The organism is Pseudoduganella sp. GW821-FHT12E03 (assembly GCF_058807115.1).
On the sequence record NZ_JBXAQJ010000007.1, the window covers coordinates 346521 to 371870 of the forward strand.

Consider the following 25350-nt stretch of genomic DNA (forward strand, 5'->3'; position numbering starts at 1 on the left):
AGTATTGATTTTACAAGGAAATATTTTGTAACAGCCCCGGCTATCTGGTTACATCTTAACGCTAGGCATGTATAGTTTCTCCAAGGAGAACGCCATGCCGAAAGTCATTACCCTGTTGTTGATCACGATCGCCGCGCCTGCGGGGGCCGCGCAGTTGACGGAAATGGAAACGCGCTGGCTGCAAGCCGGCGCGCCCGTACTGGCCTACGCGAAGGGACAGTTGAAGTTGCCGGTGGATATCGTGGTGCAGCCGCAGGCGGCGCCTGGCGCGGTGCCGTTGGCAATGGGCTTTGACGGCGGCCGCTGCAAGCTGGTGTTCTCCATGCGTGGCAATGACACGGCTGAGGATGTGCTGAAAGGTGTGCCGGCGGAACGCCAGGCGCTGATGATCGAAGCCATGACCGCGCATGAAATCGGCCACTGCTGGCGCCATGCGCAGGGCAACTGGCATGCGGCGCCGGCGGGTTTTCAGGAACCTGCCGCCGCCCCGTCCGCACCGTCGGACACCCGCGAAATCACCCGGCAATTACGCGACACCCAGCGCGAAGAAGGGTATGCCGACCTGGCGGCGCTGGCGTGGATACAGCAACGCCGTCCCGCCGATTACAGTGCGGTCTACCAGTGGCTGCACCAGGTGCGTGCAGCGCAACCGGACACCCATGTGTCGCATGACACGCAAGCTTGGCTGCAACTGGCCGCCAATGGCCGCGTGCTGGTTGGAAATGCTCCATTTGAGCAAGCAAATTCCTTGTGGAATAAGGCGATGCTGACAGCCGAGTGAGCTGTGCAGTGAGCTGATGTGCTGTTGTGCGAACCCGACAAAGCATATGTTGGGTAGCGTACAGAGGGTATTCCTTGTCAGGCGTTTAATGGCTGCGTACACCATCACTTAGGGAGGACGCACCATGAACAAATTCCTGATCCTGGCACTGGCCGGGGCTCTCAGCAATGCTTATGCCGCCGACAATGACAAGGCTGCCTTTGATGCCGCGAAAGACCGGGCTGCTGCCGATTACAAGGCCGCCAAAGCGCAGTGCAAGACGTTGAAAGGCAATGCCGAGGACATCTGCATCGAGGAAGCCAAAGTCGCCCGTGCCCGCACCGAAGCCGATGCCGTGGCTCAGCATAAAACCGGCGATGTCAAAGACTTGCGCAAAGCCCGGGAAGATGTCGCCAAGGCCGAGTATGACCTGGCCAAGGAAAAATGCGACGACCAGAGCGGCAATGCGAAAAAGGCCTGCAAGCTGGATGCCAAAGCGGCCAAGGAATCCGCGATTGCGGATGCAAAACGGGCCGACCCGACCCCGACTGTGGCTGAACGCACCGCCGCAGTGGTCGATACCACCCGTGACCGCACCACGGCAGCCACCGCCACGGCCACCGACACGACGCGCAATGCCACCGCCGCCACTGGCGATGCGATGAGCGATACCGTCATCACCACCAAGGTCAAGGCTGACCTGGCCGCCGATCCCGGTGTCAAAGCGCTTGATGTGCACGTGGAAACCGTCAAGGGCGTGGTCATGCTGAGCGGCTTCGTACCGTCGAAAGCCGAAGCCGATAAAGCCGTGCAACTGGCACGCGGTGTGAAAGGCGTAACGGAAGTGAAAAGCTCGATCCAGGTGAAGAAATAAGCGGTGAAGTAAGCCTTACCGCAGCCTGACCCAGGCCCGCCATTGTGCGGGCCTTCCATTGCCCCGTTTCGCACGGGGCAAAATTTTGGTTGTTTAAATGATGTTCATAATTTAAACTGCTTTCCATCTTTTAAGCCTGGAGAGCGCCATGTTGTCTGCTTCATTGTCCCGCCGGCTCGAACGCCGGGGTATCCACTACGCGTGGGTGATCGTTGCCGTGACGTTTATGACCGGACTGGCGTCATCGGCCGCCCTGGGCTTGCCGGGCGCGCTGCTGCAGCCGCTGGCGAAGGAATTCGGCTGGAGCGTGGACGCGATTTCGTCCGCACTGGCGGTACGCTTTGCATTGTTCGGTTTGATGGGGCCCTTTGCGGCGATCCTGATGGAGCGCTTTGGCTTGCGCAACGTGGTGGTGACGGCGCTGGGACTGATCGCCACCGGCTCGCTGCTGGCCACGCGGATGACCGCGTTCTGGCACCTGGTGGCGCTGTGGGGCGTGATGTTGGGCGTGGCGTCCGGCATGACGGCGCTGGTGTTGTCGGCGGTGGTGTCGAACCGCTGGTTTGAAACCCGGCGCGGCCTGGTGGTGGGGGTGCTGACTGCCAGTGCCGCCACCGGCCAGCTGGCCTTCCTGCCGGTCGGCGCATGGCTGGTCGAACAGTATGGCTGGCGCATGGCGGTGTGGCCGGTGTTTGTGGCGTGCGCGGTGGTGGCCATGGCGGCCTACCTGCTGATGCGCGACCGGCCTGCCGACGTCGGGCTGGCGCCGTACGGCTTGCCACCCGATGTGGCGTCCGCGGCGGTTCCGGCGGCGCCGGTGCGCCTCACCCTGGGCACGCCCTTTGCCGTGCTGAGGGAAGCGGCGGCGCACCGTACGTTCTGGCTGCTGGCCGGCACCTTCTTCATTTGCGGCCTCAGCACCAATGGCCTGATCCAGACCCACTTCATTTCCCTGTGCGGCGATGCCGGACTGGCTGCCGTGCCGGCCGCATCGGTGCTGGCCATGATGGGGCTCTTTGACCTGGTCGGAACGATTTTGTCCGGCTGGCTGTCGGACCGCTATGACAACCGCAAGCTGCTGTTCTGGTATTACAGCTTGCGCGGCCTGTCGCTGCTGTGGCTGCCGTATTCGGAATTCACCTTGTATGGCTTGTCACTGTTTGCCATGTTCTATGGGCTGGACTGGATCGCCACCGTGCCACCGACGGTGCGGCTGACGGCTGCCACGTTCGGGCGGGAAAAGGCAGGCATGGTGTTTGGCTGGATATTCGCGAGCCACCAATTGGGCGCGGCGGTGGCGGCGTTTGGCGCGGGCAAGGTGCGTACCTTGCTGTTCACGTATAACCCGGCATTGTTTGCGGCAGGCGCTGCTTGCCTGGTGGCGGCGTTGCTGGCGCTGGCGGTGCGCCGCAGGGAGGAGGCGGCGACCGTGGAGCGCAAGGCCGCCTAAAAAGTTGGGTGCCGGGCCTTCAGGCCGGGCATCCACATAATAGCCCTGGGTGCCGTGCATTCAGTCCGGGCATCCACTAATTGCCGCTGACCGCCATTTGCTGAATGATCGTCTCATCGGGGCGGCGGGCCGCGGTGCGTGCACCGCCGTTCTTCGCCATCAGGTTTTCCCAAAAATCCCGCTCCACGCGGGCCGACGCCAGGCGGCCATACGCCTGGCCATTGCTGTATTGGATCGTCGCGGCGACCCAGGCTTCATGCCGGGCTTTGACTTGCTGATATTCACGCGACGCCGCCACCATCTCATCCACACTTTGTTGTTGTCCCACCGCGGCGCGGAAACACGTGCGCCATGCTTTCAACGATTTCTCAACCCGGCGTACACTCTCGGTGGACGTCGAGCGGGAAGGGAAATCCGGTTGCGGGCATTCTGCGTTTTGCCTGGGGTCGATTTCAGCCCCGGCTGCCATGGCCGAACCGCACAGGAAGGCAATGGACAACAAGACAGATACCTGCTTCATCAGGACTCCCGTGGATAAGTGAGTGGTTATTCTAACTTGTCCGTACGGAAACTAAGTATTTTTTTTGTAACAGTAGCGTTCTTATATACTGTCAATATTGTGTCGAATTTGTGTCGAATGGGAGTGTCGATGAAGCGAGCGATGGTCAGTGCTGCGGCGGGTTTGATGGTGATGTTGCCGGCCATGGCGCAGCCGCCCGAATACCCGAATACTTCCGCCATGGGCAGCATGGGCGACACCAGTACCACATGGTACCGCCAGTGCATGGCGGTTCAGCAAGTGCAGCCGCCCGCGCGGGATTTGCCGGCCGCCAGTGCGCTGCACGGGTTGCGCAACTGCGGTGCACAAGACCGTTACTACGATACCCGCCAGCGCGTGGCCGCCAGTCCGGCCGCATGGGACCAGGTGCGCCATTGCGCGCTGGCAGAGCATGATTCGGCCGTGCTGATGATGGTGTATGCGAATGGCTATGGCGTCTCGCGCCACGATGAACTGGCGCTGAAATTTGCCTGTTCGATGCCGGCCGCGCCGGCGGAAATGGATGCGCGCGTGGCGCACTTGAATGAGCGCGTGGGCCGCCATGACCCGGCGATTTTCGACCAGTGCGACGACGTCACCAGCAGCCATATGGGCAACTATTGCGCCGCGATCCAGGAACGCCTCGATAATCGCCAGCGCAATGGCAAGGTCAGCGCCGTGATCAAAGGCTGGCCGCCGGCGCAGCAAGCGGTGGCGGCGAAATTGCAGGCGGCGCTGGAAGTGTTTGCCGCCAGCCGCGCCGACCAGGAAACCGACATGAGCGGCGGCTTGCGCGCCGCGCTGGCGATCGAAGCGCGCAGCTTTGAACTGGACCAGTTTGCACGCGATTTGCAGGAAGCGGAAAAGGGCCGCCTGCCGCGTTACACGCCGCAGCAATACCAGCAGCTGGAACGCAAGATGGGCGAGCTGTTCGAACGCCTGATGGCGCGCGGCGCGGGCAAGCCGGGGGCGCACCTGGTGGGCTTTGGCACCGTGACCAAGGACGGTTTGCGCGCCACGCAGCAGGCGTGGCAAGCGTACCGCGATGCGTGGGTGGCGCTGGGGGCGGCCCGTTATCCCAACGCGGCGCCCCATGCGTGGAAGGCGCTGCTGACGCAGCGCCGGATCGAACAGCTGGCGGAGTTTGAGCCGTAACCAGCTTGGATCGCAAGTCCGGGCTGCGCTGCCTCAGCGCTGCGACAATCCCGGCTGCTTGACCGCGTCGCCGAACACAGCGGCGCCGATTGGCAGGTGCTCGCGCACGCTCCGTTCGCGCAAGGTGTCATCGACGCTGATATGGTCGCCGCTCAGTTGCCAGATGCGCGCCATTTCATGCGCGACCTGCCGCATCAGGACCGTGCGTTTGGCCTGATGGTCGCCCTCGAACTGCTGGCAGCGCAATGTGTACACCAGGGGGGCCTTGCACCGCGCCACCTTTGGTGCCGGGTCCCGGCGTATCCACAATGCTGACTTGCACGCGCAGGCGCTGCCCGAGCCGGTGGACATAGGCCTGTCCATAATATTGGGCTATGTCACCAGGAACCGTGGAAAGTGTCCTATCGCTGCTTTAAGCATGCCTTCGGGCGTATCGATACGACGCGCATCAAGCACGCAGCGCCAGCCAAGGTAGTTTGACAGGTAGCGCGTGGCGACGCCGTGGAAGCGATGCAGCCAATTGCGGAAGCGGCTGTGGTAAGCATTGACGTTTTGCACATGCAGCGTGCCACGGGTGCGCAGCCCGGCGCGCCGGCCGGGACAGGTGGCGCGATCCCTTCTGCGATTCCAGCAAGAACATTTCATCGGCCTCGGCAATGCCATGCAGCAGCGGCGCGCGGTCGGTCCGGGGCAGCGCCAGGAAGCGGTGGCGCCAGCGGAAGCTGGTGTTGCGGTGCACGCCAAGGCGCGCCGCCGCGTCGATCAGGGGTTCCTTCAGCCATAGCCGCGCATCGGCATGGCGGCTGTGGCGAGGCGGCAGACCATGGACATTCCTGTTTTTTGACATTGAGCAGGCGATGATAGCCGTGCCGCAAGGGCAGGAAAGCGCACTGCTCCTGTCGCTGCTGCGCTGCTTCAGCGGTGATTGTATTTTTTGAGCAACATTTCAATAATAAAAATTCTTACCACGTGGCTAGCTTGCTGAAATTGCTTTCATGGAAATCCAATGAAAACATGCTGGTTTGAGTGGTATTTTTAATTTGTCAATGTCTCATTTTGGACATTGTTAAATTTTTTAGGGGTTCATTTATTTAATATTTCGCAATATATTTCGTTGCACGCAAGAGCGCTTCTTGGATTTCCAACAATGCGGGATTTCCTTGTTTTAAGGCGCTATACGGAGAGACGAAAATGAGCGCATTGGCTGTATTTGAAACACGCGAAACAGATACATTGCAAAAACCATCGACGCTTTGGTGGCGCATTGGTATTTTGCTGGTGCTGGTGATGGCCTTTGTTTTGTTACTGATCTCTTTTCTGAATTTCTCCAACTACCGGAAAACTTTCCTGGACCTGACGCATTCCCGCTATTCGGTCATCGGCAAAGACCTGCGGCAGAGCGTGGAAGCGGGTTTGAATATCGGCTTGCGCCCTTCTGCGAATACGCGGCTGGCGCCGATGATTAATGAGATTTTAAGCCAGGATAAAAGCATTCGTTATATCGGCATCTTGGATGAGCGCGATGTTGCCGTCAGTGATGGCGTTATGCCATTGCAAGCCGAAATAAAATGGAATGCGCAACTGGATAAAACTTCCATCGATACCCCCTGGCAGGTAATGAATGCGGATGTGGCCGAGTTAGGTGTGCCATTCACGAATAATTTTGGTATTAAATCCGGCGCCATTATCATTGCCTATGATCGCCGGGAAGCCGAATACCACATAGAGCAAATGTTGCCCAGGCTGGGCATGGACATGTTGTTGACGCTGGCTGTCCTGGCGGTGGGCGCGATGGGCGGGGTCTACCTGTTGATGCGTGGCTTTGCCCAGACCCTGGAAAACGTGGCATTGGCAATGGATGACGCTGCTGCAGCGCCGGCCGGCGGCGCCGCTGATGGCAGCCTGTTCGATAGCGCCATGGTGGCCGACGTGCAAGAGTTTTCCCGTCATGCCGCGCTGGTTGCCGAGCAGTTGGCCTTGGCCGAGCGCGACGTGGTGTCGGCCCAGGCAGCCGCCGGCAAGGAAACGCCATGAAGCGCTTGCAAACCCGCCTGGTCTTGCTGGTCGCGGCGCTGCTGGTGTTGTCCGCGGTGCTGTTGTCCGGCCTGGCCCTGCGCCACTTCAAGGAAGAATTGCCGCCTGAAATGGCGCGAACGGTCGCCGTGGTCAGCCGCTCGGCCAGCGCCGTGCTGGAGAAAGCCTATGTGAACGGCGTGCCGTTTGAACAGATGGTCGGTGTGGAAGAATTCCTGGGTACAGTGCGGCGCGACAATCCATCGGTTGCCTACATGGCGATTGCCGATCTGAATGGCCATATGCTATATCAGAGCGGCTACGCAGCAGCGGAGGCGGATGCCGCATTGCAGCGGCTGTTGACTACTGCGTCGGGTAGCCCGGGCACCACCCAGGCCGGCGCGTATTTCAATACCAGTGTGCCGCTGGTGTTCCGTAATGTCCGCGTCGCCACCTTGCACCTGGGGCAACCGGTGTCGTTCGTCGAGCAAACGTTGCGCGAAGTGAGTTATGACGTGATCACCGTGCTGGTGGTGGCGTGTTTGATCGCACTGGAGTTGATGCGCTTCGTCCTGACCTTCGTGATCGCCACGCCGGTCGAGGTGGCGCGCGCCTTCCTGATGCGGGTGCGCCAGGGCGATTTCAGCTGTTACCTGCCGTTCGACCAACTGGGCGGCATTTTCCAGCTGAGCGGGCGCTTCAACCAGGTCATGGCGGCCATCAACCAGCGTTACCGCGCGCTGGAAAACCTGGCCGCAGCCGGCGGCGCTGCCACGCTCACCCGGGTCCGGGAGCGGCTCGGGCAGTACCGTTTCCATACGCCGGGACAGCATACCGTCCTGTATGGGGCTGCACTTGACCATATCCGCTGGCCGTTCTTCCTGCTGGTATTTTCCGACTCGCTGTCACTGTCGTTCTTCCCCATGTTCGTCGGCCAGTTCTATGAGCCCGGCATGGGCATTTCCCGCACGCTGGCGATCGGCCTGCCGATTTCCATTTTCATGTTCACTTGGGCGCTGTCCATGCCATGGGCCGGCATGTGGAGTGACAGGATTGGCCACCGCAAGGCGTTTGCAGTGGGCGCCGCCGTGACGACCGCCGGACTGGCACTGACAGCCTGTGCCCATTCGCTGTATGACTTGCTGCTGTGGCGTTCGCTGACTGCCCTTGGTTACGGCCTGGTCTTCATTACCGCACAAGGCTATGTGACCAATAACACGCCGCCGGATCAACGCACACGCGGTATGGCGGTATTCCTGTCCAGCTTTTTTGCCGGCTCGCTGTCCGGTTCGGCGATCGGCGGCATCCTGGCGGACCGGCTTGGCTACAGCCCCACCATCATGTTGTCGGCATTGCTGAGCGCGGCGGCGGCCTGGTTCGTGTTGCGCTTCCTGCGTTCGGCAACGGCGGCCAGCGCGCGCAAAGCACTGGGCTGGAAGGACTTTTCCTTATTGTTGCGGAACCCCAAATTTGTGGCCGTCACGTTCCTCGCCGCTGTGCCGGCAAAGATCGCGCTGACCGGCTTCCTGTATTACAGCGCGCCGCTGTACCTCAAATTCCTGGGGAATAACCAATCGACGACGGGCCGCGTGATGATGGCCTACGGGTTGGCCATCATCCTGCTTTCGCCTTCTGTGGCGCGCCTGGCCGATCGTATGGGGCAGTTGCGCTGGTTTGTCAGCATTGGCGGTTTTGCTTCGGCTATGGCCATGTTTGTGATCTATGCATTTGACAGCACGGCGGGAACACTGGCCAGCATCACACTGCTGGGCGTTGCCCATGCGATCGGCGTCTCACCGCAGCTGTCGCTGATCAATGATTTTTGCAAGGAAGTGATGCAGGAAGTCGGGACCGGAACGGCAACCGGCATCTTCCGACTGATTGAGCGGTTTGGCAACGTGCTTGGCCCGATGGTGGCCGGCTTGCTGATCGCCCAGTTTGGATTCAAAGGCGCGTTTCTCGGAATCGGTGTCCTGTCGTTCGTATGCGCCAGCACGCTGTCGGTCATGTTTGTGCGCTTCGAGCGCACACGACTTTCCAACGCCTCCGTCTAACGCTGAGAAAGGAAAAATTTCCCATGTTTTTGCGCAGTCTGATCCTGGCCGCCGGCATGTGTGCCGCGATCCATGCCCCGCTGGCGGAGGCCAAGCCTTACCGCATCATGATGCTGTTGTACCGTGGCGCCACGGATGCGGAAAAAGGTTTCACCGACTACATGAGCCGGCACAAGGTGCCGGTCGAATACATCATCCGCGATGCGCAGGCCGATGGCAGCAAAGTCGCCGAATTCGTCAAGGAAGCACGCGAACTCAAACCCGACCTGATCTACACATTTGGCACCACGGTCACCGCGGAAGTGGTTGGCCAGTTAGGGCATGTCGACCGTGACAAGCACATCACCGACATTCCGGTGGTGTTCAATGTGGTGGCCGACCCGGTCGGCGCCAACCTGGTGCGCGACCTGAAATCGTCGGAACGCAACCTGACCGGCGTTTCGCACCTGGTGCCATTGCCAGCCCAGTTGCAGGCGCTGCAAACCATGCGTCAGGTGCAGACGCTGGGCGTGGTTTACAACCCGCAGGAAAAAAACTCGATGCTGGCGGTGCAGCAGCTTGAAGCGCTGGCGCCCAAGTTTAACCTGACCCTGAAGGCTGTGCCGTTGCGCCTCGATGGACAGGGCAAGCCGGCATCGGACGGCGTCGTGGGGGCCATGCAAGAGCTGGTGGCGCAAAAGCCGCAATTCATCTATCTGCCCTCGGATTCCTACCTGATCAAGAACGCGTACGAAGTGGTACAGGCGGCGCAGGCGGCCCGCATTCCCGTGTTTGCCGCAACTGAGGCGCCGATCCGTAATGACGGCGCACTGCTCGGGCTGGTAAGCACGTATTTCAATGTCGGTGAACTGGCCGCCCACAAGGCGGTGCAGATACTGACCAAGAAAGTGTCGCCGGCGCGCCTCCCGGTCGAATCGCTGAACCGGTTTACTTATCTGGTCAATATGCGTGCGGCGAAAAAGCTGGGCGTGTATCCGCCCCTGTCAGTGGTCAAGATCGCTGAAATGATCGGCGGACAAGATGCTGTCGACGCCAGGGAATAACTCGACTTTGCTGCAGCAAAAAGACCGATGGTTTGCTTGATGTCTTAAAACTAGGAGCTATTAACCTGTTTGGAATGAGTTGAAAACATGAGCAACGAAAACTTGAAAGAAGTTCTGACCAATGCCATCGAGCAAAACCTGGTGAAGAAAAGCGAAGTCGCTGAAAAAGATGAACTGGGCGCTGACGAGCTGGAAGTGATTTCCGGCGGCTTGATGATGGACATGGACGCAGCTGAGCCAACTTGCAAGGGCATGGCCTGCGGCGTGTTCTGACGCACGGCGATTGAATGCGAACGGCAGTCGCCTGCCGTTCGCCGGAGACAGGTGCACAAGGTTGTGCCCCTGTCCCGACTCAATACAGCGAAACCGTCGGAGACGACTCATGAATTTAGTGCATTCCAGTGATGCTTCCGTAATTGTTCAATTACGGGGAGCCCAAAGGCCGACTGATCCGTTTCAGCGTCAGCATATTTTTCACGCCATCCTGGAGTACTGCGGCGTTAAAGAATCCAGCGAAGGACGGATGGACATGATGTTCGCCTTCAACCAGTACCAGAAATGCATGTCGGCCATGCTCAAGGGGGGCCAGGCCCAGACGGACTATTTGTTTAACGCGATTGACAGCAAGCCCCTGCAATTGACATCCGAAGCGGCAATCAGCGGGATGGCCGGGTTGTACTCGGCAGTGGTGGCATACCGCGCCTATGTGCAAGGCGATTTCGATGAAGCCATCGCTGGCTTGCAGCGCGCGCTGGATGCCTTCGATGTGCTGTATGACGATGGTTTTCACCGTGTTGCGATGGCCATGGTGGACCAGCAATTGAACATTGTGCGCGTCTTGGTCGCGCGGGGACAATTGAACCAGGCGCTGGATGTCACCCTCGGAGCAATCGATTTTCTGCTGGGCCAAAACGGCCGGCTGCGGGGCCGAAATATTGACATGGACCAGTTTTTTACCGCCGTAGAGCGGCGTTCCATTGTGAATTTCTTCTTCGATGCCCTGTTGATGAAGATACTCGGAACCGGGGACCGCGCGATTATCGGCAGCATGTTTGAACGTATCCGGTCGGGTATGGGCTCATGGCGTAACGACGACATCAAATACGCCTGGATGCGCTGGTACGGCATGGTTGATGGCAGTGCGGACCTGGACCGAAATTTCATGGCCGAAGTCCTTTTGCCCGAGCTGCCCTTTACATTGCAGCATTTACTGCTGACGGCATACAGGGCAAAGCACCCATTGTCTGCCGGGGAGCTGGATGTCATTGAGCAATACTGCTCTGGATATTGGGAATACAAGCGCCTCAGGAATTTTAATTTGAACCTGTGAAGTTGGATCAAATAAGACCGATCAATGCTTGATGTCTTAAAACTACGAGTTAATTAATTTATAGGAGAAGAAAATGACCAACCCAAACCTGAAGGACGCGCTGGCCAACGCCGTTGAGAACGAGGTGCCGGCTGCTGAAGGCGAAGCGGCGTTGAACAACGATGAGCTGAACGTTATTTCCGGCGGCGTCATGATGGACATGGACGCGGCAGAGCCTGGCTGCAAAGGCATGGCGTGCGGCCTGTTCTAAGCACCTGGTTGTAAAAGAAACAGTGCGGCTGGCAACCCTGGCCGCACCGTGACAAGGTCATTCCTGAAACGCACACACCTCCATAGCAATGAACAATAAATACAAGCTCTCAAACTACGTGGTAGTCACTGATTTGATTGACGCGCAGGTAACGAACGATCCGTCCCGTATATTTTTCTCCACGCGCTCAGGCATCTCCATACTGTTAAAAGAGCGGATTTATCAGCATCTGGTAAAGAGTGAATTTTCACAGGTCGACGCCGCGTACTTGACCAACCTGATGAAAATGGAGGCGATCGTCCCGGCGGACGAAGATGAATTTTCAACCGTCCTGATGCAAAATGAACTGGCCTTGCAGGATTCAACGGTGCTCGATGTGACCATACAGCCGACCGCCAATTGCCAGCTGGGTTGTGGTTATTGTGGCCAGGTTCATGCCAAGAAAAATGTCGACACGGAAACCGGTATCAAGATTACCAATCGCATTGGCGCTAATTTGCTGCGTGGTGGCTATAAACACTTGTCAGTGGAATGGTTTGGCGCCGAGCCGCTGATGGCTTTCAGCGAAATCCTGAACATGAGTACAAGGCTGACCGGCTTCTGCAAGGAACACGGTATTGGCTATGACGCCCGCATGATCACCAATGGCCTCAGCTTTAAGCCGGCCGTCTTCCAGAAGCTGCTCGAGCAAGACATCACGCATTATCAGATTACGCTCGATGGCCTTGGGCAGACGCATGACCTGATGCGCATCACGAAGGAAGGAAAGAAGACTTTCGATATCATCCTGAAAAACATTGTGGAAGTCAGCAGCCTGCCTGAATACATGGCGCGCAAATGCCGTATTACGGTGCGGATCAATGTGAATCACCAGAGCGTCAAGACGATCTTCAAACTGATAGACCGGTTGGCTGAGCTCGGCCTGCACGAGCGCCGGGTTGTGGTTGACTTTTCCCCGATCGTCGATTGGGGCGGTAATAATGCGCAGGAAAACAGCCTGACAGCGGAACGCTTTGGCTCCGCCGAGATCGACTGGATCATGTATGCGATCAAAAAAGGATTCAAGTTTGGCCGCGTCGTTCCCAACAAGAAAATGGGGCCGTGCATGGTCGTCAAACCGGATTCCGAGGTGTATGACGTGGCGGGCAACATTTATCCCTGCTATGAGTACCCCTACACGCCCAAATATGAAAGCCCCGAATACCAGATCGGCCATGTCGACACGATTGACCAGGTGCGCAATGATGCGGCAGTGACCAAGAAATGGTTTGTCGACATCAAGTCGGACATTGCGCCATGCAAGAGCTGCAACCTGTTCCCGGTGTGCGGCGGCGGTTGCCCCAAGCAATGGTACAACGGTGAATGGGCATGTCCTTCTTACAAGGTCAACATCAAGGACAAGCTGATACTGGATTACCTGATCAATAAAGACGGCAATTTTGCGTCGCAATTAACAGACCTGTCTGTTGCCTCCTGACGCCACTGCCAATGATGAGGAATATTTGCCTCCATGCGTGGTGGGGGGCGTTGTTGGCTGCGACGCAAGCCGCTGGTGCGGAGCTGTATCTTGCTGATGCAGTCCAGGCCGCACTGTCGCGCAATGCCCAGGTCAGCCTGCAGCGCTTGCGCGTTGATGCGGCAAAAGGCCAGCATTTGCAAGCTGCGAGCCAATTCGACTGGGTGGCCGGGGCGGCGGCAAAATACGACAGGACCGTGACGCCGCTGCCGTTTGCTGGCAGGGAAGACAATGCGGTCCGCATCATAACGGCTGGTTATCAGGCGAGTGCCGGCCGCCAATGGCGCAGTGGCATGAGTACGGTTGTGACAGCGGATGCCGCCGGAGTGCAGGACTATGCCAGCCAGGCTGCGGAACAGCAAAACAAGATCCGGTTCGACCTTGCGCTGACCGTTCCGCTCGCACGTGGACGGGATGGCAAGGCGGTGACTGCCTACGAAGACGCTGCGCGATTGAGTGTGCAAGCTGCGTACCTTGATTTGCGGGATCAACTGGCTCGTACGCTTTCGTCAGTGATCCAGGCTTACTGGCGCTATGAATCCCGGATTGCGCTGGAACGCGTCGCCGCCAGCAGCGTCGAGCGTAGTGCGCGCCTGCTGCAGTCAATCCAGTTGCTGGTCGACGCGCAAGAGCGGCCACGGGGAGACCTTGTTCTGCTGAGTGCCGACCATGCCGACAAACAGGCGGCCTATGAAGCCGCGGCGGTGGCCGTAACGGATGCGCGGCAGGAGTTGGGACGCTTGCTGGGCCTGGATGCGGCCGGGATCGCCGCGTTGCCGGCGCCTGCCGACGCCTTGCCCGCTGTCGAGCCGTTTGCCCCGCTCGCGCCGGAACGCGCAACGGCGTTGCAGCAGGCTGCGTTGGCGTTGCGCCCCGATGTGCAGGCGTTGGCGCTGAAGCTGCAAGCCGCGGAGCGCCAGGTCCATGCGGCGCGCGATGACTTGAAGCCGCTGGTGGACTTGAAACTGGGGGCGGGAACCGCCAAAGCATCCGAGGGGGGCTCGCGCTTCGGCTTCCCGGGGGAGCATGGCCGGGTTGCCTCGCCGTCCGTGCGGGCCAGCCTGAATTTTCAATTCCCTGTTGAAAACAGCCAGGCCAAAGGTGTGTTGCTTGAGCGTCGTTCCCTGCTGACGCAACTGGAAGTCCAGCGCAGCGATTTAACGGCGGGCGTCGGTTCGGGCGTTGGCGTTGCGTTGCAAAACCTGTCGCGCGCGGGGGCGCAGTTCATGAATGCGAAAGCCGCGTTGGCCCTGTATGAGCAAGCCGTCGGGCAGGAAATTACCAAGCAGCGCAATGGCATTGCGACGCTGATCGATGTCATCAATGTCGAGGGCCGGTACGTCAGCGCGCAAATCAATGTGCTGCAACTGCAATTGGCGTATGCGCAAGCGCTGGCGCGGCTGCGTTATGAAAGTGGCACTTTGCTGCCCGCTTCGCCGGATGGCGTTGGGGGGGAAGATCGCCTGGCGCTGGACGTGGGGGAACTGGCTGGGCCGGGGCCGCTGCGCGCGCTGCTGGCCCCCTCCCGCCGGTAGGCGGCGCGATATGTTCGGAGTCTGAAAATGAAAAACAAGGAATTGTTCCGGCAAACCGCTGTCAACCGCCTGTCGTCGCCCGATGAACTCGACGTGCTGCTGCGGGTCACCTCGCCGCGTGGCTGGATCGCGCTGGGTGGCGCGCTGCTGCTGATCGGCACGGCGCTGGCCTGGTCGGTGCTGGGCCGTCTGCCCACCAAGCTGACCGGGCAGCAATGCATCCTGGTCAAGAACGGTGGCGTCAATGCGATGACGTCGTCGGTCAGCGGCCGCTTGTCCGACCTGGCGGTCGAGCCGGGCGACACCGTCATGCGCGGGCAGATCATTGGCCGCCTCGAGCCATTCGAGTTGCTGCAAAAGATCAAGACCAGCGAGGCGCGCCAGCGCGAGGCCCAGGCCCAGTATGACCAGGCGCTGCAGGTTGCCGCGCGCAGCGCGTCGCTGGGCGATGCCAGCAGTGACCAGCAGGCGCGCTTCCTGGCCACGCAACTGGCGTCCACGGGACAGCGCGGCAAGTTGCTCAAGGAGCGGATCGAGAGCCAGCGTGCGCTGTACGACCAGGGCCTGATCACGCGGCAGACGCTGATCGGCTCGGAGCTGGAATTGGCTGCGGTGCAGCTCGAGGGCGAAAACGTCAAGGGCCAGATCAAGCAGCTGGAGTTGTCCCGCCTGGAGCGCCGCAAGCAAAGCGATAACGAAGTGCAGGCCACACTCAATCAGCTGGAAGACGTCAAACGCCAGCTCGGCCTGATGGCGCGCGAAGCCAAGAATTCCACGTCGATCGTCAGTCCTTACAGCGGCCGCGTGCTGGAAGTGAAGGCCAGCGAGGGCCAACTGGTGGAACGCGGCACAGCGCTGGTCAGCATCGAATCGTCGGGGGTGGACGTCAATGAGCTGGAGGCGTTTGTGTATCTGCCGGCCGCGGACGGCAAGAAAATCCATGGCGGCATGAAAATGGAAATCAGCCCCAGCACGGCGCGGCGCGAGGAATTCGGCTTCATGCCGGCGTTCGTGGCGGCGGTGGCGGACTATCCGTCCACCGACCAGGGCTTGATGCGCGTCTTTGGCAACGACAAGCTGGTGCAACAGTTATCCGGCGCCGCCGCTCCGATCCAGGTGCGCGCATCGCTGAAACCCTCGCCGTCCAACAGCAGCGGCTATGCGTGGTCGACGCGCGAAGGCCCGCCGTTTTCGCTGCAAAGCGGCACCACCTGTTCGGCCTCGATCACCTTGTCGGAGCAGCGCCCGATCGAGCTGGTGCTGCCGGTCATGAAAAAACTGATCGGGCTGGATTGAGCGATGCGTGAATCCATCCAACGCATTGCCCGCGCCGTGCTGGCGCGCCTGCGCTCGCTGTTGCGCCTGCCCGCGCCGGCGCGCCGCGCAGGGACACCGCTGATCCTGCAAATGGAAGCAGTGGAGTGCGGCGCCGCGTCGCTGGCGATGATCCTCGCGCATTACGGCAAGTTCATCCCGCTCGAAGCGCTGCGAATTGCCTGCGGCGTATCGCGCGATGGCAGCAAGGCGCTCAACGTGGTGCGCGCGGCCCGTGAATTCGGACTGGAAGCGAAGGGCTTGCGCAAGGAACCGGCCGACCTGAAACAAATGCGGTTGCCGTTTGTCGTGTTCTGGAACTTCAACCACTTCCTGGTGGTTGACGGTTTTTCCGAAGGCAAGGTCTTGCTGAATGATCCCGCGCTGGGACGGCGGGCCGTGACCGACGAGGAATTCGATCAATCGTTCACCGGCGTGGTGCTGACCTTCGCACCGGGCGCGGGTTTCCAGCCGTCCGGCCAGCCGCCCAGCCTGGTGGCGGGATTGCGGCGCAGGCTGACAGGATCGCATACGGCGCTGGCGTACCTGGTGCTGGCGGGGTTGGCGCTGGTGCTGCCGGGCCTGGCCATTCCGGCGTTCACCTCGGTCTTCATCGACCGTGTGCTGGTGGGCGGGCTGGACAGTTGGGCGGTCCCGCTGATTACCGGCATGGTGGCAACCGCGGCGCTGGTGGCGCTGCTGAACTGGCTGCAGCGCTATTACCTGATGAAGCTGGAGACGCGGATTGCATTGACGACGTCGGCATCGTTTTTTTGGCACGTACTGCGCCTGCCGGTATCGTTTTTCCAGCAGCGCTCGCCCGGCGACATCGGTGCGCGGGTCGGACTCAACGAGCGTATCGCCAACATCCTGTCGTCGGACGTGGCGGCGGTGGTGCTGAGTACGATCACGTCGGCATTTTTTGCGCTGGTCATGCTGTTTTACGACTGGGCCATGGGCCTGGCCACGATCGCCATCGCCGGGGTGAATGTGCTGGTGCTGGTCCTGGTGTCGGCGCGGCGCACCGAGCTCAATCAGCGTCTGGCCATCGATCGCGGCAAGGTAATCGGCACCTCGATGAACGGCCTGATGCTGATCGAATCGCTGAAGGCGGCTGGAGCGGAATCCGATTTCTTCACGCGCTGGGCGGGGTTCCAGGCACGCCTGATGAATTCGCTGCAACAGGCCAGCCAAGCATCGATCGCGCTGGATTTGCTGCCGCGCCTGCTCACTGCGCTGAACAGCACGGTCATCCTGGCCATGGGGGGCATGCGCGTGATGCAGGGAGAAATGACGATGGGAACGCTGGTGGCCTTCCAAGCGCTGGTGGCCAGTTTCGTCACGCCGGTCAACGCGCTGGTGGCGCTGGGCGGCAAGATCCAGGGTTTCCAGGGCGACATGGACCGGCTCGACGACGTGATGCGCTATCCCTGTGAAGACCTCGCCGCGCTGGAAAAGGCCGATGCCCCCGTCACGGCGGCCAAGCTGGATGGCCATCTGGAGTTGCGCAACGTGACGTTCGGCTACAGCCGGCTGGAGGCGCCGTTGCTGGAGAATTTCTCGCTGACCTTGGCGCCGGGCAAGCGGATCGCGCTGGTCGGCTCGTCCGGCTGCGGCAAGTCGACCATTGCCAAGCTGGTGTCCGGGCTGTACGAACCGTGGCAGGGGGACGTGCTGTTTGACGGCAAACCGCGCACTGAATGGCCGCGGCGTCAATTACTCAATTCACTGGCCTCGGTGGACCAGGATATCGCGCTGTTTTCCGGCAGCGTGCGCGACAACCTGGCCATGTGGGACAACACGCTACCGCATGCCGTGATGGTGCATGCCGCCAGGGATGCGTGCGTGCACGACATTATTTCCGCGCGTCCCGGCGGCTATGACAGCGTGGTGGCGGAAGGCGGCGCGAACTTCAGCGGCGGCCAGCGGCAGCGCCTGGAAATTGCCCGTGCCTTGACGATGAACCCGCGCCTGCTGGTGCTCGATGAAGCCACCAGTGCGCTCGATCCGCTGACGGAAAAGACCGTCGATGCGAATTTGCGCAAGCGCGGCTGTAGTTGCCTGATCGTCGCACACCGTCTCAGTTCCATCCGGGATTGCGATGAAATCATCCTGCTCGACAAGGGCAAGGTCATTGAACGCGGTTCGCACCAGCAATTGATGGCGCTGGACGGCAGATATGCAAGGCTGATTGCCAATGAATGACATTCTCAAGCTGAGCCTGCAAGACAGGCTGGCGCAAATGGGCGGCGCATGCCGTGACGAGGGATTGGCGCCGGCGCCATTGGACGGCAGCGTATGGTACGTCGAGCAGGGCAGTATCGAACTGTTCGTGGTGGCGGGCCGCCAGGGGCGACTGGATGGCGCGCGCCGCCATGTGATGACGGCCTGCGCGGGCCAGTTGCTGGTGTTCCCCACGGCGCCGCTGGACAGCCCCTGGCAGTGGGCCGCCGCGCCGGCGCCGGAATCCGGCTGGCGGGCGATTGCGCGCCGGGACTGGATCGGTGTGCTGGACGACCCCGCCTGGCATGGCGAGGCGAGCGCATTGCTGGAGCGGCAGGCCAGGGCGATGGCGGCCAGTTTGCCGGGTACGGCGCCGGCCGGCGCCACGGCAATCTTGCCCGGCAGGGAGTTGGCCTGCACGGACGCCGCGCAGCATCTTGCGCCGGGCACGGCCGGCTGCTGGGCCACGCTATTGCGGGGCAGCGCCCTGTACGCCGGACAGACCCCGCTGGCGCAGGGGGAACCGGTGCCGCTGCCGGACCGGACGTGGATTGTGCTGGCGGCGGACAGCGTGGCGGCATGCAGCGATGGTCCGGCGTTGCTGGCGCACGCAGGCGGCGATGCCATGGCGCGGGCTTATGACCGCTACCTGGCGATGATGCATGACTGCATCATCGAACGCTGCCGCCAGGATGAACATGACGAACTGCTGCGGCTGAACGTTAAGAGCGAACTGGGCCGTTCTGCAATGGCCGATGCGCTGGGACGTTTTGCCGCGTTGCTGGGGCCGCGCCAGGCCGTGGGCGCGGCGGCGGGGCAGAGCGGCGTGCTGGCCGCCTGCAAGCTGATTGGTGAGCGGCAGGGGATCGTGTTCAAGGCCGCGCCGGATGCCAGCGCCGCCGGCGGACGCGGCAATCCAGTGCGGGAAATTGCCCAGGCGTCTGCTGTCCGGACGCGCACCGTGGCGCTGAAGGGCAACTGGTGGCGCCAGGATAACGGGCCGCTGCTGGGGTTTCGCGACAACGTGCCGGTGGCATTGTTGCCGCAACGCGATGGCTACCTGGTGGTCGATCCCGCCACTGGCGACGCCGCCACCGTCACGGCGGAGGTGGCGCAATCGCTGCGGCCATTTGGCCAGATGTTTTATCGGCCCTTGCCGGCGCGGCCACTGCGGCTGCCCGATATCGCCGCCTTTATTGCGTCGGCGTGCCGGAACGACATCGCGGTGGTGCTGCTGGCCGGGCTGGCGAGCGCCATGCTGGCGCTGCTGATTCCGCTGGCCAGCGGCCATTTGTTCGACAGCGTCTTTCCTGCGGCCGACCATGGGCAGATGGCGCAGACGATCGCGGTGCTGTTCATTGCCAGCGTCGCCACGCTGCTGTTCGAAGCCACCCGGGGGCTGGCCATGCTGCGCATCGAAGGCAAGGCCGGCAGTGAATTGCAGGCGGCGGTGTGGGACCGCGTGCTGGCCTTGCCGATGCCGTTTTTCCGCGACTATTCGGCGGGCGACCTGGCCATGCGCATCAATGGCATCAATGAAATCCGCCAGGCGCTGTCCGGGCCGGTCATTGTTTCGCTGGTCAGCAATGTGTTTGCGCTGTTGAACGGCTTGCTGCTGTTTTATTTCAGCGCCAGGCTGGCGCTGGCGGCGGTCGCTGTGACGTTGCTGGCGGTGGGCTTGAACGCGCTGCTGGGTTACCGCATGACGCGCGTGAACCGCGCCACGGCGGAATTGAACGGCGCCATCACCGGCGCCGTGCTGGAATACCTGAGCGGTATTGCCAAGCTGCGCATGACGGGGGCGGAAACCCGCGCCTTTGCACGCTGGGCCGGAGGCTATGCGGAGCAGCGCCGGCTGGCGATGCGTTCCGACGTGCTGGCCGGCGCCAGCGCCGCCGCCGGCGCGGTCTTGCCCTTGCTGGGCAATGCGCTGATGTTCGCCTTGCTGGCGCGCCAGCCGGGCGCCGAGCGCATGTCGACCGGCGAGTTCATTGCGTTTTGCGCGGCCTGGAGTATTTTCCTGGGCGCGGCGCTGGCGCTGGTGCAGACGGCGATCAGCCTGGCGTCGGTGCGGACCACCTATGAACGGGCCAGGCCGTTGCTGGAGGCGGTGCCGGAAGTCGACCAGAGCAAGGCGCACCCGGGCGCGCTGACGGGTGCGATCGAGTTGAGCAATGTGTCGTTTTCCTACTCGCCCGCCACGCCGCTGGTGCTGGATGACATTTCGCTGTCGATCCGGGCGGGCGAATTCGTGGCGCTGGTTGGTTCATCCGGTTCCGGTAAATCGACCTTGCTGCGCCTGATGCTGGGCTTCGAACAACCCGGCCAGGGCGGCATTTACTACGACGGACACCACCTTGATGAAATCGATGTCGGCGCGGTGCGGCGCCAACTGGGCGTGGTACTGCAAAGCGGCAAGCTGATGAGCGGTGATATCTACTCGAATATCGTCGGCTCGACGGGGCTGACCGTGGCGCAGGCATGGGAAGCGGCTGCCGCTTGCGGGCTGGATGCGGACATCAAGGCCATGCCGATGGGAATGCACACGCTGGTCAGTGACGGCGGCGGCGGCTTGTCGGGCGGGCAGCGTCAGCGCCTGCTGATTGCCCGCGCCATCGTGCACCAGCCGCGTATCCTGTATTTCGACGAAGCCACTAGTGCGCTGGACAACCAGAGCCAGGCCATCGTCAGCGCCAGCATGGAAAAGCTCAAGGCGACGCGGGTGGTGATTGCGCACCGTCTCAGTACGATCATCAATGCCGACCGGATTTACGTGCTGGACAAAGGCAAGCTGGTGCAAAGCGGCACTTACACGGAACTGGTCGGCCAGGAAGGCTTGTTTGCCGAACTGGCGCGGCGCCAGATGGTTTGAAAGGGAGAACAATGAATCGTTGGATACTGGCGCTGTGCGCCACGCTGCTGGTCAGTGCGTGCGATACCCGTACGCAGGCAGAGCGCCGCGCGGAATACCAGCGCACGACCAGGGATGACGTGGTGATTGCGGTGGCATGGCCGCTCAAGTCAAGCAAGGCGACGCTGGTGCAGGGCGTCGAGCTGGCGGCCGAGGAAATCAACCGCGCCGGCGGCATCCTGGGCGGCCGCAAGATACGGCTGGTCATGAAAGATGACGCCGGCTCACTGAATACGGGCCGCATGGTGGCGCAGGAGCTCGCCGATGATCCGCAAGTGGCCGCCGTGATCGGGCACCTGAATTCGTATATCGCCGCACCGGCGGCGCAGATTTATGAGCGCGCCGGCTTGTTGATGATGACGCCGGGCGCCAGCGGACAAAAGGTGACGGAGCAGGGCGGCAAACTGACGTTCCGCAGCCTGCCGCAAAACCGCGAGCAGGCGCGCCAGATCGGCGACTATGCCGCGGCGCGCGGATACCGCAATGTGGCGATTTATTACATCAAGAATGACTATGGCGTGGACCTGGCCAACTGCTTCGAACAGCGGGCCAGGGAGCTGGGAATTACCGTCGCGGATCGCCGTTCGTACAGCATGGGCGGCGACAACTATGCGGCAATCCTGGCCGACTGGGCGTCATTCCTGAATATCGACAGCATTTTCCTGGTCGGTTCGCTGCCGGAAAGCCCGGAAATCCTGCGCGCGGTGCGCAACGCCGGGTTGACAGTGCCGGTGTTTGGCGGCGCCGGGCTGGACTCGCCGGAGCTGATACGCAAGGGGGGCGACAGCGTGGAGGGCACTGTCGTGTTTTCCCTGTTTAACGCCGGCGAGCAGCGTCCGGAAGTGCATGCCTTCGGCGAGCGCTACCGGGCCCGCCATGGCGTGCTGCCCGACAGCACGGCGGCACAAGGATATGACACGCTCAAATTGCTGGTACACGGCATGACACGCGCCGGCAGCGCCGATCCCGCCAGGATTGCGCAGCAGTTGCGCGCCACGCGCGATTGGCGCGGCGTGACCGGCGTCCATTCCTTTGACGAGCAGGGCAACCCGATTGCCAAGCGGCTGGCCAAGGTCGTGGTCCGCCATGGCAAGTTCGAGTATTTCGATTTGCCAGGCGGAGGCACCTGACGGCGGGAGATCAGCGGCCGTCGTTCAGGTACTTGCCCAGCCAGCCGTGCACTTCGTTGTAGAAGTAGCGGCTGTTTTCCCCTTTCAGGATCCAGTGGTTTTCATCCGGGAAGACCACCAGCTTGCTCGGCACATTGAGGCGCTGCTGGGTCGCGAAATTCATCAGCGCATTGTTGACCGGGACGCGGTAATCGAGTTCGCCCACCGTGATCAGGATCGGGGTCTTGAAGCCGGTGCCTTTTTCATGGTTCCCGGCCTGCATCACCGGGCTTTGCTCGCGCCACACCGGCAAGTTGCTCCACACCGGACCGCCGGCATTGACTTCGCGGCCATGGATGCTGTCGCTGGTGCCCCATTGCATGACGAGGTCCATTTCGCCCGCGTGCGACACGATGGCTTTATAGCGGGTGGTGGTCGCTTGCAGCCAGTTGGCCAGGTGGCCGCCGTAACTGGCGCCACCGGCCGCCAGTTTGTTGGCGTCGATGTAGCTGTATTTTTTGATGGCTTCATCGACCGCCTGGTTGACTTCATCGCCCGGGCCCTTGAGTGGATCGAACTGGATCGAACGGGCGAATTCCTCGCCATAGCCGGTCGAACCTTTGTAGTCGGTCAGCAGCACGATGTAGCCCGGCTTGGCCAGCAAGTGGTAATTCCAGCGCAGTACGAACTGGTCGCGCCACATGTTGGCGGCGCCGCCGTGGATCACGGCAAACAGCGGGTACTTTTTATTCGGGTCGAAGTTGGCCGGCTTGACGACCATGTTGTGGATCTGGCGGCCGTCCGGCGTCTTGAACCAGAAGTGTTCCGGCGCCTGCCAGTCAATCGCGGCGGCCTTGTCCACGTTGAACGCCGTCAGGCGTTTCGGGCCCTGCGCGGTAAAGGTGTGCATTTCCGGCGGATTGACCGACGATTCCCACACGCCCGCCAGCGTCTTGCCGCCGACCGACAGTGAATTGATGCTGCCGGTCGCATGGTTGGCTTCCGTCTTCACATCGCCGCCCGCGTAATTCATCGAGTGCAGCTGTTCCAGGCCCGCGTGCTCGTAGGTGAAGTAAATGCGCTTGCCATCGGCCGGCAGCGCATAGCGGGAAACCGAGCGGTCCAGCGTGGCGGTCAGCACCTTGCGCTGTGGCGACGTGAACGGCCACGCAAAGCTGGCCAGGCGGTCCAGGTCATACACCTTGTTCGGGGTTTCATCCTGCGTCAGCGCGAACAGCGTCTTGCCATCGGGCGCGAATTGCAGCGAGCCGTAGCTGTGTGTGTCTTTCGTCAATTGCTGCGTTTCGCCGCCCGTGGCCGGCACCGTGAAGATTTGCGTGAAGGCGGAGGCGCGCGCCAGTTCATCGCGGTTGGTCGATGCGGCGAACACCACGGACTTGCCGTCCGGCGCCCAGATGGCGTTGAGCGACTGGCCTTCATCGCCCTGGCCGCCGCCGAAGCCCGGCATGGCCGCCAGTTTGGAGCCCGCCAGGATATCGCGCGGCACGGCGCCGGCCTGGGCGTCCATGACGAACAGGCGCACTTTTTTATCATCGAGCCATTTATCGAAGAAGCGCGGCGGGAAGGTTTCATAGGCGCGCGCCGTGTATTTACGGTCCTTGCGTTCCTTCGCCGCTTTCTTGATGGCTTCCTCGTCGGCCGCGCCGGGGAAAATATCGGATACGAACAGCAACTGCTTGCCATCCGGGCTGAAACGGGGCGAACGGGCGCCCAGGGTCAGGGTGGTCAGGCGTTGTGCTTCGCCGCCGCCGGCGATATCGATGCGGTAAATCTGGCCGGCGTCGTCGCCGTCACGCTTGGCCACGAACACCAGCGATTTGCTGTCCGGCGCCCAGTTGACACCCGATTCACCACCTTTCGAATACGTCAGGCGGCGCGGCGCGCTGTCATCCTGCAGGGATTTGATCCACAGGTCGGCCCATTGTTCCTTGCTGTCGTAGGCCGGGTCGGTCACGGAAAACACGGCCCAGCGGCCATCCGGGCTGACTGAGGGCGCGCCGACACGCTTCATCAGCCACACGTCTTCGTGGGTGATCGCATGCTTGGCGCTGGCGGCCGGCGTTGCTGCGGTTCCGGCAGTGGCCGGCGTGGTGGCGCCGTTGGCCATGGCGCCCGTGGCAGCGGTCAGCAGCAGGGCGGTGACGGAGTAAGGAATCAGTTTCATGGTGGCCTGTGGGGGAAGGTTAAGCGGTAATGCGGTCATGCGAAGCCGATTATGGTCGGATAAAACCTTGCCAGATGTCAATCGGCCATATGTTATGCAAATGTATCAGCCGCGCATGGCGATTCAAGTTGTCGCTTAAACCATGATAGGCTCGGGAAACCCATATTTATTATTCATCCGATGCGCTGGATCTTGTTTTCGTTGTGGCATGCCGCTGCCGTCTTGTTGCCGGGGGCGGCCGTCGCCGCCGAGGTGCCAAAGCAGTTGCGCGCCTGTGCGGATGTCAATGAATTCGCGCCCTATACCTACACGTCGCGCAGGGGCGGCAAGGAAGTGGCGGGCTATAACGCCGACTACCTGCGGGAATTGCTGGCGCCATCGGGACGGTCGCTGCGCGTCACGCGGTTGCCGTGGAAGCGTTGCCTGGCCGATGTCATGGGGGGCAAATTCGACCTGGTGTTCGATGCCGCCGGCACGCCGGAGCGCCAGCGGCAGTTCCACTTGGCCCGCTCGCATTACTCGGTGACACCGATTATCCTGTTTGACCGGCGCCGCCCGCCGCCACCATTGTCCGGGCCGAAGGAACTGGCGCAATTGACGCGCTGCGATGTGCTGGGCTGGGATTATTCCGGCGCCGGCCTGGAGGCGGCCAGCGTGCCCGCCTCGGCGCCATCCACGGCGGCCGGCGCCATGAGCATGCTGCGCGCGGGGCGTTGCCAGGTGATGCTGTATGACCTGGAGCTGCTGCATGGCATGCAGCAGTTGGGCGACCAGGCGCTGGCCGAAGGACTCGACTACCGTCCGATGTCGTGGGTGCCGACGTACCGCATGCATGTCGGCGTCAGCCGCAAGGCGCCCTACGCATGGGACTTGCTGCGCCTGCTGGACCGGGGCGTCGAACGCATGGAGCAACAGGGCGCCGCCGCCCGTATCATGGGGCGGCATATTCCCCGGTAGTTTCCCCGATAGTTTTCCCGCCAATTGTTGCGTCGGCGTCATGCCGCCGGGCTTTTTTCTGCGCCATCGCGGGCCCAGGCGTACCATGGAAAGCTCACTGCCGGACAGGAGTTGCCGATGCGCGCGAAGCTGA

The 25350-nt window shown here is 61.5% G+C and carries 20 protein-coding genes and 1 pseudogene; 17 read left to right on the forward strand and 4 right to left on the reverse strand.

Features of this window, described 5'->3' with window-relative positions:
* Nucleotides 1–94 precede the first annotated feature (94 nt).
* From AC1RRC_RS19630 to AC1RRC_RS19640, 3 genes are all read left to right on the forward strand, one after another.
* A complete protein-coding gene (locus AC1RRC_RS19630; protein ID WP_493057207.1) occupies nt 95–781 on the forward strand; it encodes a hypothetical protein in 687 nt (228 codons plus the stop codon).
* A 124-nt stretch (nt 782–905) separates the two neighbouring features.
* Nucleotides 906–1634, forward strand: a complete 729-nt coding sequence (locus AC1RRC_RS19635) for a BON domain-containing protein (protein WP_493057208.1) — start codon at nt 906–908, stop codon at nt 1632–1634.
* A gap of 148 nt (nt 1635–1782) precedes the next feature.
* Nucleotides 1783–3084 (forward strand): MFS transporter, encoded by a 1302-nt coding sequence (locus AC1RRC_RS19640; RefSeq protein WP_493057209.1) that lies wholly within the window; start codon nt 1783–1785, stop codon nt 3082–3084.
* A 76-nt stretch (nt 3085–3160) separates the two neighbouring features.
* On the opposite strand, the gene AC1RRC_RS19645 is transcribed toward AC1RRC_RS19640, so the two are convergent.
* A complete protein-coding gene (locus AC1RRC_RS19645) occupies nt 3161–3604 on the reverse strand; it encodes a hypothetical protein (RefSeq protein ID WP_493057210.1) in 444 nt (147 codons plus the stop codon).
* 129 nt (nt 3605–3733) lie between these two features.
* Here AC1RRC_RS19645 and AC1RRC_RS19650 point away from each other — a divergent pair, with 129 nt between their 5' ends.
* Nucleotides 3734–4777, forward strand: coding sequence for a lysozyme inhibitor LprI family protein (locus AC1RRC_RS19650; RefSeq protein WP_493057211.1), 1044 nt, complete (start codon nt 3734–3736; stop codon nt 4775–4777).
* A gap of 33 nt (nt 4778–4810) precedes the next feature.
* Here the strand turns inward: AC1RRC_RS19650 and AC1RRC_RS19655 are convergent, their stop codons facing one another.
* Both AC1RRC_RS19655 and AC1RRC_RS19660 read right to left on the reverse strand, forming a co-directional pair.
* On the reverse strand, nt 4811–5032 hold the full coding sequence (locus AC1RRC_RS19655; RefSeq protein WP_493057212.1) for a hypothetical protein: 222 nt from the start codon (nt 5030–5032) through the stop codon (nt 4811–4813).
* Between the two features lie 117 nt (nt 5033–5149).
* Nucleotides 5150–5534, reverse strand: a pseudogene (locus AC1RRC_RS19660) (IS1595-like element ISJsp4 family transposase); the annotation flags it as partial.
* A gap of 434 nt (nt 5535–5968) precedes the next feature.
* On the opposite strand from AC1RRC_RS19660, the gene AC1RRC_RS19665 reads away from it, so the two are divergent.
* From AC1RRC_RS19665 to AC1RRC_RS19720, 12 genes are all read left to right on the forward strand, one after another.
* Nucleotides 5969–6811 (forward strand): hypothetical protein, encoded by an 843-nt coding sequence (locus AC1RRC_RS19665; RefSeq protein WP_493057213.1) that lies wholly within the window; start codon nt 5969–5971, stop codon nt 6809–6811.
* Nucleotides 6808–8844 (forward strand): MFS transporter, encoded by a 2037-nt coding sequence (locus tag AC1RRC_RS19670; protein WP_493057214.1) that lies wholly within the window; start codon nt 6808–6810, stop codon nt 8842–8844. The genes AC1RRC_RS19665 and AC1RRC_RS19670 overlap by 4 nt, the downstream gene beginning before the upstream one ends.
* A 23-nt stretch (nt 8845–8867) precedes the next feature.
* Entirely contained in the window at nt 8868–9887 is a 1020-nt protein-coding gene (locus tag AC1RRC_RS19675; RefSeq protein WP_493057215.1) for an ABC transporter substrate-binding protein, read from the forward strand.
* 87 nt (nt 9888–9974) lie between these two features.
* Nucleotides 9975–10160 (forward strand): hypothetical protein, encoded by a 186-nt coding sequence (locus tag AC1RRC_RS19680; protein WP_493057217.1) that lies wholly within the window; start codon nt 9975–9977, stop codon nt 10158–10160.
* A gap of 109 nt (nt 10161–10269) precedes the next feature.
* Complete coding sequence (locus tag AC1RRC_RS19685) at nt 10270–11217, forward strand: YfgM family protein (protein ID WP_493057218.1); 948 nt, start codon at nt 10270–10272, stop codon at nt 11215–11217.
* A gap of 73 nt (nt 11218–11290) precedes the next feature.
* Complete coding sequence (locus AC1RRC_RS19690) at nt 11291–11467, forward strand: hypothetical protein (RefSeq protein WP_493057219.1); 177 nt, start codon at nt 11291–11293, stop codon at nt 11465–11467.
* Nucleotides 11468–11555: 88 nt separating this feature from the next.
* Nucleotides 11556–12944: a radical SAM protein gene (locus AC1RRC_RS19695; RefSeq protein ID WP_493057220.1), complete on the forward strand. Its 1389-nt coding sequence runs from the start codon at nt 11556–11558 to the stop codon at nt 12942–12944.
* 53 nt (nt 12945–12997) lie between these two features.
* The gene (locus tag AC1RRC_RS19700) at nt 12998–14518 is read left to right on the forward strand and encodes a TolC family protein (RefSeq protein ID WP_493057221.1); all 1521 of its coding nucleotides are present in this window, start codon (nt 12998–13000) and stop codon (nt 14516–14518) included.
* A gap of 27 nt (nt 14519–14545) precedes the next feature.
* A complete protein-coding gene (locus tag AC1RRC_RS19705; RefSeq protein WP_493057222.1) occupies nt 14546–15814 on the forward strand; it encodes an NHLP bacteriocin system secretion protein in 1269 nt (422 codons plus the stop codon).
* A gap of 3 nt (nt 15815–15817) precedes the next feature.
* Entirely contained in the window at nt 15818–18037 is a 2220-nt protein-coding gene (locus AC1RRC_RS19710) for an NHLP family bacteriocin export ABC transporter peptidase/permease/ATPase subunit (protein ID WP_493057223.1), read from the forward strand.
* Complete coding sequence (locus tag AC1RRC_RS19715) at nt 18030–20927, forward strand: NHLP bacteriocin export ABC transporter permease/ATPase subunit (protein WP_493057224.1); 2898 nt, start codon at nt 18030–18032, stop codon at nt 20925–20927. The genes AC1RRC_RS19710 and AC1RRC_RS19715 overlap by 8 nt, the downstream gene beginning before the upstream one ends.
* Before the next feature lie 11 nt (nt 20928–20938).
* Nucleotides 20939–22096, forward strand: a complete 1158-nt coding sequence (locus AC1RRC_RS19720) for an ABC transporter substrate-binding protein (protein ID WP_493057225.1) — start codon at nt 20939–20941, stop codon at nt 22094–22096.
* A gap of 10 nt (nt 22097–22106) precedes the next feature.
* Here AC1RRC_RS19720 and AC1RRC_RS19725 read toward each other — a convergent pair whose 3' ends face one another.
* Nucleotides 22107–24260, reverse strand: a complete 2154-nt coding sequence (locus AC1RRC_RS19725; RefSeq protein ID WP_493057226.1) for a dipeptidyl-peptidase 5 — start codon at nt 24258–24260, stop codon at nt 22107–22109.
* 192 nt (nt 24261–24452) lie between these two features.
* On the opposite strand from AC1RRC_RS19725, the gene AC1RRC_RS19730 reads away from it, so the two are divergent.
* Complete coding sequence (locus tag AC1RRC_RS19730) at nt 24453–25217, forward strand: substrate-binding periplasmic protein (RefSeq protein ID WP_493057227.1); 765 nt, start codon at nt 24453–24455, stop codon at nt 25215–25217.
* Nucleotides 25218–25350 lie beyond the last annotated feature (133 nt).

Coding starts and splice junctions, on each gene's coding strand:
- AC1RRC_RS19665 (WP_493057213.1), top strand. CDS start 5,969: ATGAGCGCATTGGCTGTATTTGAAACACGCGAAACAGATACATTGCAA.
- AC1RRC_RS19680 (WP_493057217.1), top strand. CDS start 9,975: ATGAGCAACGAAAACTTGAAAGAAGTTCTGACCAATGCCATCGAGCAA.
- AC1RRC_RS19670 (WP_493057214.1), top strand. CDS start 6,808: ATGAAGCGCTTGCAAACCCGCCTGGTCTTGCTGGTCGCGGCGCTGCTG.
- AC1RRC_RS19640 (WP_493057209.1), top strand. CDS start 1,783: ATGTTGTCTGCTTCATTGTCCCGCCGGCTCGAACGCCGGGGTATCCAC.
- AC1RRC_RS19710 (WP_493057223.1), top strand. CDS start 15,818: ATGCGTGAATCCATCCAACGCATTGCCCGCGCCGTGCTGGCGCGCCTG.
- AC1RRC_RS19695 (WP_493057220.1), top strand. CDS start 11,556: ATGAACAATAAATACAAGCTCTCAAACTACGTGGTAGTCACTGATTTG.
- AC1RRC_RS19645 (WP_493057210.1), bottom strand. CDS start 3,604: ATGAAGCAGGTATCTGTCTTGTTGTCCATTGCCTTCCTGTGCGGTTCG.
- AC1RRC_RS19650 (WP_493057211.1), top strand. CDS start 3,734: ATGAAGCGAGCGATGGTCAGTGCTGCGGCGGGTTTGATGGTGATGTTG.
- AC1RRC_RS19705 (WP_493057222.1), top strand. CDS start 14,546: ATGAAAAACAAGGAATTGTTCCGGCAAACCGCTGTCAACCGCCTGTCG.
- AC1RRC_RS19715 (WP_493057224.1), top strand. CDS start 18,030: ATGAATGACATTCTCAAGCTGAGCCTGCAAGACAGGCTGGCGCAAATG.
- AC1RRC_RS19725 (WP_493057226.1), bottom strand. CDS start 24,260: ATGAAACTGATTCCTTACTCCGTCACCGCCCTGCTGCTGACCGCTGCC.
- AC1RRC_RS19630 (WP_493057207.1), top strand. CDS start 95: ATGCCGAAAGTCATTACCCTGTTGTTGATCACGATCGCCGCGCCTGCG.
- AC1RRC_RS19690 (WP_493057219.1), top strand. CDS start 11,291: ATGACCAACCCAAACCTGAAGGACGCGCTGGCCAACGCCGTTGAGAAC.
- AC1RRC_RS19635 (WP_493057208.1), top strand. CDS start 906: ATGAACAAATTCCTGATCCTGGCACTGGCCGGGGCTCTCAGCAATGCT.
- AC1RRC_RS19720 (WP_493057225.1), top strand. CDS start 20,939: ATGAATCGTTGGATACTGGCGCTGTGCGCCACGCTGCTGGTCAGTGCG.
- AC1RRC_RS19685 (WP_493057218.1), top strand. CDS start 10,270: ATGAATTTAGTGCATTCCAGTGATGCTTCCGTAATTGTTCAATTACGG.
- AC1RRC_RS19675 (WP_493057215.1), top strand. CDS start 8,868: ATGTTTTTGCGCAGTCTGATCCTGGCCGCCGGCATGTGTGCCGCGATC.